Origin of the sequence: Phyllobacterium phragmitis, assembly GCF_002980495.1 — a bacterium.
In the GTDB taxonomy this organism is placed as follows: Bacteria; Pseudomonadota; Alphaproteobacteria; order Rhizobiales; family Rhizobiaceae; genus Paramesorhizobium; species Paramesorhizobium phragmitis.
The window spans coordinates 17,771-29,944 of record NZ_PVBR01000022.1; the positions used below are offsets into that span (position 1 = coordinate 17,771).

The window sequence follows — 12,174 nt, forward strand, 5'->3', positions numbered from 1 at the left end:
TTGAAATGAATTTTGACGAAAACGTAACATGAAAGTTATACCCGGCAAGTGGCTGTGAAAATGTCTTGTCTGTCAGCGAAAGCGCATGACTCGAAAAATAGTGCGTTTTTCATATACAGCGGTAATTTATAAGAGGATTTTGCCGTAAAGCGAGTGTGGAAACTGCTAATATTAGTGGTTTCTTGCCGATCCGGGGGCACTGTTGCCAGGGCGCAACAATGGCCAAGAAATGTCTAAATAGTGGCGGAAGGGACCTCCCTCACAATGGGGATGGCGGCCCGATGCGCGATCGGGCCGGCCTGCAGCTGCTCGAATCAGGAAACTGGATAGATCGGCTATTCCGCGCTTTCGATGCGCTTGAGAGCGACGGAAATCTTTTCCGCTGCCTCACGGAATTCGTTCAGCTTTTCGCGCTCGGCCGCGACGACATCCTCGCGCGCATTGGCAACGAATTTCTCATTGGAAAGCTTCTTTTCGATACGCTCGATCTCGCCGGCGATCTTGCCGGCCTCCTTGGTGAGCCTTGCCGCTTCCGCCTTGAGATCGATCAAGCTGCCGAGCGGCAGGCAGGCTGTCGCCTCGCCGATGACGATCTGCGCCGATGCTTTCGGCGCCTCCGTGGAAAGCTGGATCGATTCCACGCGCGCCAGGCGCTTGATCGCCGCGTCGTGGCGTTCGAGCCGTTCCCTGGTCGCGGCGTTCGCACCGAGCACCAGGAGCGGTGCGAGGGCCGAAGGCGGCACGTTCATCTCCGCACGTACCGAACGAATGCCGGTGACGAGTTCGATCAGCCAGTTGATATCAGCCGCTGCGGTTCCGTCCTCGAAATCGAGGGCCGGCCATTCGGCATGGGTGAGCAGCGTCGCGCGCTTATGCCCCTCGCCGGCTGTATGCTCCCATAATTCCTCCGTCATGAACGGCATGAACGGATGAAGCAGCTTGTAGATCTCATCGAGACAATAGGCGGCACAGGCCTGCGCTTCCTTCTTGGCGACTTCGTCCTCGCCCATGAAAATCGGCTTGAGCAGTTCCAGATACCAGTCGCAGAACTGATTCCAGACGAATTTGTACGCCGCGCCCGCCGCCTCGTTGAACCTGTAGGATGTGATGCCGTCGGTTATGGCGCGCGTCGCCTGCGTCAGCTCCGTCAGGATCCAGCGGTTGACGGCAAGCTTCGTCTCGCCGGGATTGAATCCTTCATCGCGCGCGACGCCGTTCATCTCGGCAAAACGCGTTGCGTTCCAGAGCTTGCTGCCGAAATTGCGGTAGCCCGCTATGCGTGCCGGGTCGAGTTTCACGTCGCGCCCCTGCGCCGCCATGATGGCAAGCGTGAAGCGCAGCGCATCGGCGCCATATTCGTCGATCAGATCCAGGGGATCGATGACGTTGCCCTTCGACTTCGACATCTTCGCGCCGTTCTTGTCGCGCACCAGCGCGTGCATGTAGACGGTGTGAAACGGCTCCTCATCCATGAAGTGCAGCCCCATCATCATCATGCGGGCGACCCAGAAGAAGATCAGGTCGAAACCGGTGACGAGAACGTCGGTCTGGTAATAGGTCGCAAGCTCCGGCGTCTTGTCAGGCCAGCCGAGCGTTGAAAACGGCCACAACGCCGAGGAGAACCAGGTATCGAGCACATCGGCATCGCGCTGCAGCTCCGTCGCCACGCCATAGTGCGCGGCGGCGGCGGCGAGTGCTTCCTCTTCGCTCTTTTCGACGAAGATCGTGCCGTCAGGTCCGTACCAGGCCGGGATCTGGTGTCCCCACCAGAGCTGGCGCGAGACACACCAGGGCTGGATGTTCTCCAGCCAGTCGAAATAGGTCTTTTCCCAGTTCTTCGGGATGATCTGCGTCCGCCCCTCGCGCACGCTGGCAATCGCCGGCTTCGCCAGTTCGGCGGCGTTGACATACCATTGATCGGTCAGGAACGGCTCGATCGGAACCCCGCTGCGATCGCCATGCGGCACCGAATGCGTATGATCCTCGACCTTTTCGAGATACCCGCCCTCGTCCATCATTTCGACAATGCGCCGACGCGCGGCGAAACGGTCGAGGCCGTCGAGATCACGGATCAGTTGATCGAGATGACTCGATTTCTCCAGACCTTCCAGGAAGTCATTGTTATTCCTGAGTGTTATCGCTGCCTCGACGGTCAGGATATTGATCTGGCGAAGATCGTTGCGCCGGCCGACCTCGAAATCGTTGAAGTCATGGGCGGGCGTGATCTTGACCGCGCCGGATCCCGCTTCCGGATCGGCGTAATCATCGGCAACGATCGGAATGTGGCGGCCGACGAGCGGCAGCACGACATTGTTGCCCACCAGTGCATGATAGCGGGCATCGTCGGGATTGACCGCCACGCCGGTGTCGCCCAGCATGGTTTCAGGCCGCGTCGTGGCGACGACGATATAGGTATGCGGGTTTTCCGGATCGAACGGCACGTTCTCCAGCGGATAGCGGAAATGCCAGAGATGCCCCTTGAGCTCGCGCTGCTCGACTTCAAGGTCGGAAATCGCCGTCAGGAGCTTCGGGTCCCAGTTCACAAGGCGCTTGTCCTTGTAAATCAGGCCTTGCTTATGGAGCGTGACGAAAACCTCCAGAACCGCCTTCGACAACCCCTCATCCATGGTGAAGCGTTCGCGCGACCAGTCGCAGGAAGCACCGAGGCGCCGCAGCTGATTGGCGATCATGCCGCCGGATTCGTTCCTCCACTGCCAGACGCGCTCGATGAACGTCTCGCGCCCCATGACATGACGGTTCGGCTCCTGCCGCTCCGCGAGCTGACGTTCGACGACCATCTGCGTCGCAATGCCGGCATGGTCCATCCCCGGCTGCCAAAGCACATTCTTTCCGCGCATACGCTCGAAACGGACGAGAATATCCTGGATCGTGCTGTTGAGCGCATGGCCCATATGCAGTGAACCGGTGACGTTCGGCGGCGGAATGACGATGGAGAACGGATCGGCGCCCGGCTTCGCTCCGGCTCCGGCTTTGAACGCACCGGCCTTCTCCCAGAGTTCAGCGATCTTCGGCTCGGTGGCCGCAGCGTCGTATGTCTTCTCAAGCATAAAAATATCCGTCTGTGTGCGGAAACCAAAGCTGATTAAGCGGATGCCGGTTTCAAATCACTTTTAAAGTGATTTTGAAAGCAAAAATACCGTCGAAAGAACGAAATCCCGCCTCTGGAGAAGCGGGATTCGGCAATTCCGGAAGGAATGGGAGATACTACAGCATCGTGCTTTCCGAAAATCGGAATCGATTTTCGGAAAGCACGATGCGTAGATTCAAAGGCTTGAGACGCGTCCTTTGTGCGTCCAATTGGACGCACGGCGTTCTAGGCGCCGCCTGCGCGCACCACCCGTTCGATTTCTTCGCGCACCAGCCGTTCGACGAGGCCCGGAAGATTGTTGTCGAGCCAATCCTGCAGCATCGGGCGCAGGATTTCCTCCGCCACTTCATCGAACGAACGGCGCTGCTCGGCGCGCATCGCAGCCGAGAGATCCTCGAAGGCGGCAGCCACCTGCCGGCCCGTCGCCTGTGAGATGATGGGGCCCACGGCAGCCGCAATATTCGACCTCGGCGCATCCTCCCGAACCATCTCCTCGTCTTCGTCAGCCGCCACGGACGCACGGCTCTGCGGCGCTTGCGCCGATACGCCAGACGGCATCTCGGCCGGCTCCACCGCCGCGCGTTCGGCGGCGGCGATCAAAGCGTCGTCTTCCACCGTCCTTTGCGCCGAGCCGACAGCTGCTCCGGCCACAGACTGTCGATCATCATTGCTGGCATCGAGAACAGGTTCATCATCCTCGTCGACATCATCGCTATCCCCCAGGCCCGCACCGAAATCGGGCTGGACGCCTGCAAACACGGCTGCACCCTCGCTTGCCCGGGCGGCGACACTGTCGCTTGTGCCAGGCGAAGGCGCGGCATCGCGACTGGCAGCCGGTTCGTCATCACCGCTGATCTTTGTATCGAGGGAACCACGCAGACCGATGCGCGCCGCAAGCGCGTTCATCGCGTCTTCCGCATGCCGCGCCTTCCCGTCTTCGGGGGCATCATCAGCTTCGGTGCTGTTCGGCGCCGGCTGAACGGGCTTCAGCACGGGCTCCGGATCGCGCCGGAATTCGGCGATCTCGCCGCGCACCGGCGTCGCCGCAACCGGGCGTTCCGGTTTGGGCGGCACGCTTTGCCGCACCACGTCACTGTCCTCGATGATCCGACGGATGGAAGCAAGAATCTCTTCCATGGAAGGCTCACGCGCCGCGCTCGATGTCTGTGCCATATTCCTGTGCCGATTTTCTTTCTTCGCCGCCTCGCACGGCGAATCCCTATGCACAGCGTATCGGACCGGACGCCATTTGAGAATCCCCGCCGGACCGATGGAGAACCCAACCCACAGGATTATCGAATCGCCCACTGGAAAGTAGAAAGTTTCAGCACCGAAATAGATGCAATTTCAAACTTTTGCGGCGCATTTCCATGGACCGGTTTCAACTTGCTTTCCATAAGGCTCAACAAAAACGGCACCTCGCGGTGCCGATTTGATTCTCAAAAGAAGGCTGAGGCTTAGCGCCCGTCCGGCGTGCGCAGACCGATCCACTTGTCCTTCACCGCCTCATAATGCTCTTCCGGCTTATGCTCGGCGACCTGCAAGCCTACATGGCTCGCTGTCAGGCGGCCGACCGCAGACAATAGTGCATAGCTCGCAACCACCACATTGCGTTCCGCCTGCACGAGCGCGATCTGGACGGCCACCAGATCATTCTGCGCGTTCAAGACGTCGAGCGTGGTGCGCTGGCCGACGTTGCGCTCCTCCATGACGCCTTCGAGCGCGAGCCGTGCGGCCCGAATGCCATCGCGATTGGCCGAAACCGACGCCTGGGCGGATTCGAGCTGCGACCACGCCGAGGCGACAGCTGCGCGTACGGAATCATAGGCCACATCGACCTCGATGCGCCTCTGCCCCAATTGCTCCTTGGATTGGCGCACCTGCCCGTAAGTCCGTCCGCCCTGATAGATCGGAACCGTGACCCCGAGACCGACGGAAGCCGCATTGCCGTCCCCCGTCGACAAGCCCGCATAAGTATCGGTATGGCTGACGCCGGCGCTGAGGCCGACGGTCGGCAGCAGCGCGCCTTCCCTCGCTTTGACGGTATAACCGGCCGCATCGACCGCATACTTCGTGGCGAGAATTGCCGGATGGCTGGCGGTCGCGATCTGATAGGCCTGGTCGATCGAGCGTGGCAGCGATTTGGAAGCGGCGGAGGCGGCTTTCAGACTGCCCGGCGCGGCACCGATTATCTGACGATAGACCGCCTCGGCCGATTTGACGTTGCCGCGCGCCTGGTTGAGTTGTGCGATAGCCGTCGAGCGGGTGGCTTCGGCCTGCGCCACATCGGTGCGCGTTCCCTCGCCCACGTCAAGGCGGGCCCGCGCGGCACGCACCTGCTCGTTCAGGGCGGCGAGATTGCGTTCGCGTAGAGCCACGATCTGGCGGTTCTGGTAGACATCCATATAGGCCTGGACCGCAGCGGACAGGGTATTCTGTTCGCTGTTGCGCAAATTCTCGCGCTGCGCATAGACCATCGCTTCAGCGGACGCGACATTGTTCTTGGTCTGGAAGCCGTCGAAAAGCGTCTGATTGATCGTAATGCCGTAAGCGCCTGACGTGGTATATCGGTTCGTCTGGCCCGAACGGCTGCGGCCATAATCGATCGTGCCGTTGATCGTCGGGCGGTAGCCGGATTTGGCGATGGCGACATCCTCATCCGTGATCCGGACGCCGGCGCGCGATGAATTGAGCGTTGCATTGTTCTGATAGGCTTTGGCCAGCGCGCCGGAGAGCGTTTCGGCCAGGACTGGGTTGCCCGTCAAAACCGTGCCCGAAAGTAATGCCGCAGCCAACCATCCCTTGCATACTTTGAACACAGTGAACCTCATATGAATCAGTCGAATCTGTTGACCGAACCAATCGGTTCGGACAACCACTTAATAAACGGGAAATTTCCCCTTTGCTATCTGTGCCATAGGAGCATCCACAAACAAAGTCAGAAGCGTTGCAGATATGTAACCATTTCGAAAAATCAGAATTCGAACTGCGGCTTGCGCTCGAATCCCGCCAGCGGCTTCACCGCCAGATTGAAGGCCCGGCGCCCCGACGCGATGCCCTCATCCTTCACGTAAAGCTTGGCGACACCGGCATTTCCGAGGCCTTCCACGGCGACGAGGCGCCCGCCATCTTTCAGTTGGTCGAAAAGCGCGTCAGGAACAAAATCGACCGCACCTTCGAGGACGATCACATCATAGGGCGCTTCGGAAGGATATCCTCCGGTCATCGGCGCCGTGACAATCACGACATTGTCATAGCCGAGTTCCGACAGTTTCTCCGTCGCCTGGGCAGCCAGTTCGGAATCACTTTCGACCGCGATGATGGAGCTTGCGAGCTTGGACAGCACCGCCGCCGAATATCCGGTTGCCGTGCCGATATCGAGAACCACGTCGCCGGGCTCGATGGCCGCAAGCTGGACGAGCTTGGCGAAAGGCGAAGGCTCCATGAGATAGCGCGCCGCCTCGCCGGTGGGCGACGCCGGCTTCACCAGGATATCCTCGTCGATATAAGCGAGCGCGCGCCATGCCGGCGGAACGAACTCTTCGCGCGGAACGGCCAGGAAGGCATCGAGGACGACGGCATTTGTCACATCCGTCGTGCGGATCTGGTTGTCGACCATCTTGATACGGAGATCATTGAAATCGGCTGTCATTGTCCCAGGCTTTCCTTTTCGCGCTCAACCCGCCAATTAACGAGTCTGGAGGCCATTTGCACACCCTTGGGAAGGCCATTTCGGGAACAAACTGCCACACCCATCGGCTATTCAGCTCCAGACTGCCACACCGAGAAGAATATGCAATAAAATCAAGGGAGAACAGACCGGATACCGATTGCGCTGGAGGCCTCGCCCGGAATCGAACCGGGGTGCAAGGATTTGCAGTCCTCTGCGTAACCACTCCGCCACGAGGCCCTCCGCACAAGCGTTTGTGAGGCTGGTCAATAGGTTATCGGTTTTTGAACGTCAAGCTGAAAACTCCATTCCGAATCTATTCCTCTGCTCCATTCCGAATCGATGCTCGCGCACCGTTCCGGCTGACATCTTTCCGAGCACCATTCAGATGCAAAAAGACCCCGCCCCCCATGATGGGTACGGTGCGCCCTCTCGTGCTTTGCGCTACGGACCCGGCCCGATATCATTTCTTTTGCCGCTTGCGCCCAAAGCGCACTTCGAGCTTTCGCCGCCATCTGCGGATGATTGCGGAATCATGCGAAAGCACCAGGAGTCCCAGCGGCACCATCCAGAAGCCGAGCACGGGAAGAAAGCCCAGAATGCCGCCGATGACGAGCACGATGCCAAGAATCCGGCGCATGAGTGCCGATTGCGGAATCGGAATCCGCCATCTCAGAACGCGCACGGTCCTCCTGCTCCGGAGTGAAGATTTCAGTTCGTTCGATTCATCCACGCTTGTGTTTTCCACCGATACAGGGTTCCGCCCTCCATTCGGACAAGCGGGATATGGCTGGAATATATAAGTATCTGTCATGTCCATGCCAAAAAGATGAAAAAAACGGAATAGGCCTTTGCAAAAGCGGAACCCTTTTGCTATAGGCCACATCGCTGATGAATGAGCACCTGTTCCCCGGTAGCTCAGTGGTAGAGCAACCGGCTGTTAACCGGTTGGTCGCTGGTTCGAATCCGGCCCGGGGAGCCATCTCTCAACGAATTTTTGCCCGTTTCGCCCAATGCGGGATCAGCGTCATCTGGAAGCGGATCTGCTAGCATATCAAAGGGTTGACGGAAATCGACGTCAAGCTTTCCATTGGCCCATTTTGAGTTCGAAAGTACGAAGTTCAGCAACCTTCTCTTCTCGCTCGCCGGTTGGGCCACGAAAAGCGTGTGAGCGTTCCGGGCCAGCCTGAGAAGCGCGATGCCCTCATCCATATATGAGTTCCGCATTTCGGTGACGCTCGATGTCACGTTCACAGCGCGCCTGTTCGTCGCGCCACTGCACACGCATCCGGCTGTAGAACCTTCCTCGATTCCCCCAGTCGAGCCGAGTGCCGAGGCCTTCCTCCATCTGCCACATCAGGTCACGGGTGAAGTCGCGAAAATCGTCGAACTCGGCGGCATCTTCCGGCGCGGCGATGAACCGGAACTGATACCGGTCCTCACGCCCACGCTCGATTAAGACGTTGCCGTCGGCCTCATCGTCGAAGGCGGAATAGACCCGGCCCTTCTCATCGTCCCAAACCGTTAACCGTCACTACAGCCCAGATTCTTCCGCACACACCCTGACCGAATGGCCGCAATCAGCTTTACCGGTCATAGCTACGCCTCGATTTCGACCACCGGTGTCAGCGCCTGACCGAGTGTGAACCACTGTACCACATTGTCGACGACAAGTTTGGCGACGGCTGCCCTCGTTTCGACCGTCGCGGCGGCGATATGAGGGAGGACGGTTACATTCTCTAGTGCCAGCAGGTCGGGCGAGACGGCGGGCTCGTTCGCGAATACGTCTAAGCCGGCAGCCGCGATGGTTCCGTCAGCAAGCGCGCTGATCAACGCCGCCTCGTCTACGGCAGAGCCCCTTCCTACGTTAATGAAAACACCCTTGGGACCGAGCGCCTCGAAAACGTCCTTTCCGATCGCACGATCGCTCGAAGGGCCGCCTGGCGCGGCGGCGATGAGAGTGTCTACCGTTGAGGCAAGCTCGATCAACGATGGACAGTACCGATAAGGCACGTCCTCCACCGGCCGCCGGTTGTGATATGCGATTGGCAGGCCGAATGCTTCGGTTCGTCTTGCTATGGCTCGACCGATCCGGCCGAGACCAAAAATACCAACTGTGCGGCTGCGAAGCGTCAGCGGCGACAACGGATAGGCTTGCCCGCGCGCCCAATGCCCCGCACGAAGCCATGCCTCAGCTTTGGAAAGGCGTCGGACCACATTGATCAACAAGCCAATCGTCGCGTCGGCAACCTCATCAGTCAGGACATCGGGCGTGTTCGTCACGACAATTCCCCTGGCAGCGGCATGGCGCACATCGATTCCGTCATAGCCCACGCCGAAAGAGGCGATGAGTTCCAGATTCGGCAGGCGGTCGATGTCCGCGGCATCAAAGCTGCCGATGCACGCAACAGCTCGGACACTTGCCGCCTCCAAAGCAGACAGGCTGCGGATGTCCGCCGCTTTGACCTCAAGCAGATTGCAGCTTCCGTATAGCCCCGTTTTTACGGCCGTATCCAAGGCCGGAAAGATGAGGACGGTGGGTCTTGACGCGGCTGACACGGCAAATTCTCCAGGGTTGACAGGTACGGCGACGCTTCTAACGGACCCCCAGCAGATAGAGAGATCCGAGGCTGATCATCGGCACATAGGTAATCAGCACCAGGCACAGAAGGATCACACCTACGAGGGGAACAAGATAGGGGATCATTTTGTGCAACGAGATCTTCGCGACGGCACAGGCCGCGAATAGATTGACCCCAAAAGGAGGGGTGATCATCCCCAGTGCCAAATTGGTGATCATGATCATCCCGAAATGCACCGGATCGATGCCATAACGCTGCGCGACAGGTGCTAAGATCGGCGCGATGACGACAATCGAAGCCGACGTTTCGATGAACATGCCGATCAGGAACAACAAAAGGTTCACCGCAAGAAGGAAGGCAAAACCGTTGTCAAACGTCGAGACGATCCAGCCACTGATGGCTGCGGGAACACCGGCTCTGGTCAGCACGAAGGAAAACAGTCCCGCCATCGAAATGATGAACATGATGATGGCGGAGGAAAGGGTCGACCGGCGCAGCACGCTGATCAGATCCCGTACTCCCATTTGACCATAAACCAACATGCTGATGGCTAAAGCATAAAACACCGCCACCACAGAGGCTTCCGTGGGCGTGAAGACCCCGCCATAGATCCCGCCCAGAATGATGACCGGCATCGCCAACGCGAGACCTGATCTGCGTAGGCTTGGAAGGAATTCCTTTTTGGGAAATGCGGTTCCCATCGGCTCGTGCTTCAGGCGCGACCAGATCACCACGAATGTCCCGAGGGCAATCGCGATCAGCAGTCCCGGCCCTAAGCCTGCAACAAAAAGGTCCCCCACTGGTGCACCGGCCGAGACGCCGTACAGGATCATCGGAATGGACGGCGGGATGACGACGCCGAGTTCGGCGGCAGTGGCCTGAAGCGACGCGGCAAAGCCGACAGGGTAATTTTGCCGGACCATGGCCGGGATAAGGATCGCGCCGATCGCATAGGTCGTGGCGACACTGGAACCGGACACGGCAGCAAAGATCATGCAGACAAGAATGCAGGTCAGCGGCAGCCCGCCGCGGGTCTGGCCGATCACGCTTTCCACGAGATCCACGAGCCGTGAGGAGATGCCGCCGGCCGCCATGATGTTGCCTGCCAGGATGAAAAAGGGGATTGCGGCAAGCGGAAACTTATCGAGCGCGATGAAGGCCTGCTGCGGCACGACAATGAGCGGCAGATTGGAAAAACTGACGGTACCGACCACGCCCGCGATGCCGATGGCTACGGCCACCGGAACGGATAGTCCCATGAGGACCACCAGAATAAGGATCATCATAACCAGCATGGTGCACCCTACCCTGCGTTTTCTGTCTGATGGTCGCCTGTTTCGCGCGGGTCGAGTACATTCGCGAGAAGGGCGATGGCGGAAAGAACGGAGCCGACCGGAAGGGCCGCATAAACCCAGGATGCGGAGATCCCAAGACCTGCAATGGTCTGGAAGCGGACCCGCCAGACGAGCGCGCAGCCGAACCAGAAAAGCACAAACAGCAGCACTAGAATGGACATCGCAATCAGCGTCCTGACGAACATGCGGAACGTGCCGGTACTGATGCTGAGCGCCAGGTCCACGGAAATGAGCGTACCGGTTCGCATGGCGGCGGCAAGCGTCACATAAGTCATCCAGATCAACGTCGCTTGGATAAGCGGCTCAGACCATGAAGCAGGCGCGTGGAAGACGAAGCGTGCAAGGACCTGAAACAGGCCCACGACGGCGGCGAGCGCCAGGCTGGCGGTGCCAAACGCCACCGCCGCCTGCGTGATCCGGCCTTCCGCTTTAAGGAAGGCCGAAATCAAGCGCGAGCGTGCATTCATCACTGCGTCTCGCGGATCGCGTCGAGCGTGTCCTGTCCGAACTGCTTGGCGAAATCCGCATACAGATCATCGAGCTTCGCGCGAAACGCCTCCTTGTCGACATCGGTGACGATGGTCATCCCCTGCGCCCTCAAGGTATCGAGCCCCGTTGTCAGGACCACCTCAACTTCCTTGCGATTGCGCGTCATGGCGTTTTTTGCAGCCGTTGCGAACGTCTGCTTGTCCTCGTCCGACATCGAGGAATAAACGTTCGGCGAAATCAGCAGGACCAGTGGCGTAAATGCATGATCGGTGAGGCTGAGATACTTCTGCACTTCACCAAAGCGATTGTTGATGATCGCCCCCACTGGATTTTCCTGACCGTCGACCACTCCCTGTTGGAGAGCAGTGTAGACTTCGGGGATCGCCATCGGCGTCGGCAGCACACCAAGCTCTTTCCAGACCGCAATGTGAAGGTCGTTCTGCTGCGTGCGGATCTTCAGGCCCGCGACGTCGGCCGGTTCCTTGACCGGGCGAACATTGTTGGTGAGCTGACGAAAACCCATGCCACCGAACCCGAGGCCAACCAGGCCTTTTTCGGGCAGGCTATCGAGCATGCGCTGGCCAATGGGGCCGTTGAGCACTGCTTCGGCATGGTCGAAGTCACGGAAAAGGAACGGGATGTCGAAAAGCGCGAATTCCGGAGCGAAATTGACGACGATCGATGTGCTGACAACCGTCATGTCCACAGTGCCAAGTTGAACGCCTTCGATGACCTCGCGGTCGCCCCCCAGAGCACCTCCGCCCTGTAAGCGAATGGCGATGCGCCCGTTGGTCTTTTCCGCAATCTCTTGTGCAAATTGCCCCATGGCAATCGCTTCAGGAGCATTCGTTCCGCCGACAAAGCCGAGGTTGAGTGTGGTCTCTGGTTCGGCAGACGCCGTACCGACCAGGCCCGCGAAAGCCAGGCATGCAGAAAGCAGATGTCGTTTCATGTCATTTTCCTCCTCAA

At 59.1% G+C, this 12,174-nt stretch carries 10 protein-coding genes, 2 tRNA genes and 1 pseudogene; 2 read left to right on the top strand and 11 right to left on the bottom strand.

The genetic code is table 11. The features are described from left to right. Nucleotides 1-335: 335 nt before the first annotated feature. From C5748_RS22300 to C5748_RS22325, 7 genes and pseudogenes are all read right to left on the bottom strand, one after another. Complete coding sequence (locus C5748_RS22300; protein ID WP_105744484.1) at nt 336-3,068, bottom strand: valine--tRNA ligase; 2,733 nt, start codon at nt 3,066-3,068, stop codon at nt 336-338. Between the two features lie 266 nt (nt 3,069-3,334). Further along, nucleotides 3,335-4,015, bottom strand: a complete 681-nt coding sequence (locus C5748_RS22305) for a PopZ family protein (protein WP_425350288.1) — start codon at nt 4,013-4,015, stop codon at nt 3,335-3,337. 63 nt (nt 4,016-4,078) lie between these two features. Further along, nucleotides 4,079-4,282, bottom strand: a pseudogene (locus tag C5748_RS29550) (PopZ family protein); the annotation flags it as partial. Nucleotides 4,283-4,566: 284 nt separating this feature from the next. Further along, on the bottom strand, nt 4,567-5,940 hold the full coding sequence (locus tag C5748_RS22310) for a TolC family outer membrane protein (RefSeq protein WP_105744587.1): 1,374 nt from the start codon (nt 5,938-5,940) through the stop codon (nt 4,567-4,569). Between the two features lie 143 nt (nt 5,941-6,083). Beyond that, nucleotides 6,084-6,761 (bottom strand): protein-L-isoaspartate O-methyltransferase family protein, encoded by a 678-nt coding sequence (locus C5748_RS22315; RefSeq protein WP_105744488.1) that lies wholly within the window; start codon nt 6,759-6,761, stop codon nt 6,084-6,086. A 184-nt stretch (nt 6,762-6,945) separates the two neighbouring features. Continuing rightward, nucleotides 6,946-7,019: transfer RNA gene (locus C5748_RS22320), tRNA-Cys, on the bottom strand. Between the two features lie 223 nt (nt 7,020-7,242). Beyond that, nucleotides 7,243-7,419, bottom strand: coding sequence for a PGPGW domain-containing protein (locus C5748_RS22325; protein ID WP_280953500.1), 177 nt, complete (start codon nt 7,417-7,419; stop codon nt 7,243-7,245). A 267-nt stretch (nt 7,420-7,686) separates the two neighbouring features. Here C5748_RS22325 and C5748_RS22330 point away from each other — a divergent pair. After that, nucleotides 7,687-7,761: transfer RNA gene (locus C5748_RS22330), tRNA-Asn, on the top strand. 216 nt (nt 7,762-7,977) lie between these two features. Next, nucleotides 7,978-8,238, top strand: a complete 261-nt coding sequence (locus C5748_RS22335; RefSeq protein ID WP_105744490.1) for a hypothetical protein — start codon at nt 7,978-7,980, stop codon at nt 8,236-8,238. Between the two features lie 140 nt (nt 8,239-8,378). Here the strand turns inward: C5748_RS22335 and C5748_RS22340 are convergent, their stop codons facing one another. The 4 genes from C5748_RS22340 to C5748_RS22355 are packed head-to-tail and all read right to left on the bottom strand — an operon-like array spanning nt 8,379 to nt 12,157. After that, nucleotides 8,379-9,338, bottom strand: coding sequence for a 2-hydroxyacid dehydrogenase (locus C5748_RS22340; RefSeq protein ID WP_245581924.1), 960 nt, complete (start codon nt 9,336-9,338; stop codon nt 8,379-8,381). Between the two features lie 37 nt (nt 9,339-9,375). Beyond that, nucleotides 9,376-10,644 (bottom strand): TRAP transporter large permease, encoded by a 1,269-nt coding sequence (locus tag C5748_RS22345; protein ID WP_245581925.1) that lies wholly within the window; start codon nt 10,642-10,644, stop codon nt 9,376-9,378. A gap of 20 nt (nt 10,645-10,664) precedes the next feature. Continuing rightward, a complete protein-coding gene (locus C5748_RS22350) occupies nt 10,665-11,183 on the bottom strand; it encodes a TRAP transporter small permease (RefSeq protein WP_105744494.1) in 519 nt (172 codons plus the stop codon). After that, on the bottom strand, nt 11,183-12,157 hold the full coding sequence (locus C5748_RS22355) for a DctP family TRAP transporter solute-binding subunit (RefSeq protein ID WP_105744496.1): 975 nt from the start codon (nt 12,155-12,157) through the stop codon (nt 11,183-11,185). The genes C5748_RS22350 and C5748_RS22355 overlap by 1 nt, the downstream gene beginning before the upstream one ends. Between the last annotated feature and the right edge of the window lie 17 nt (nt 12,158-12,174).

Coding starts and splice junctions, on each gene's coding strand:
- C5748_RS22305 (WP_425350288.1), bottom strand. CDS start 4,015: ATGAACGCGCTTGCGGCGCGCATCGGTCTGCGTGGTTCCCTCGATACA.
- C5748_RS22325 (WP_280953500.1), bottom strand. CDS start 7,419: ATGCGCCGGATTCTTGGCATCGTGCTCGTCATCGGCGGCATTCTGGGC.
- C5748_RS22350 (WP_105744494.1), bottom strand. CDS start 11,183: ATGAATGCACGCTCGCGCTTGATTTCGGCCTTCCTTAAAGCGGAAGGC.
- C5748_RS22310 (WP_105744587.1), bottom strand. CDS start 5,940: ATGAGGTTCACTGTGTTCAAAGTATGCAAGGGATGGTTGGCTGCGGCA.
- C5748_RS22355 (WP_105744496.1), bottom strand. CDS start 12,157: ATGAAACGACATCTGCTTTCTGCATGCCTGGCTTTCGCGGGCCTGGTC.
- C5748_RS22345 (WP_245581925.1), bottom strand. CDS start 10,644: ATGATCCTTATTCTGGTGGTCCTCATGGGACTATCCGTTCCGGTGGCC.
- C5748_RS22335 (WP_105744490.1), top strand. CDS start 7,978: ATGCCCTCATCCATATATGAGTTCCGCATTTCGGTGACGCTCGATGTC.
- C5748_RS22300 (WP_105744484.1), bottom strand. CDS start 3,068: ATGCTTGAGAAGACATACGACGCTGCGGCCACCGAGCCGAAGATCGCT.
- C5748_RS22315 (WP_105744488.1), bottom strand. CDS start 6,761: ATGACAGCCGATTTCAATGATCTCCGTATCAAGATGGTCGACAACCAG.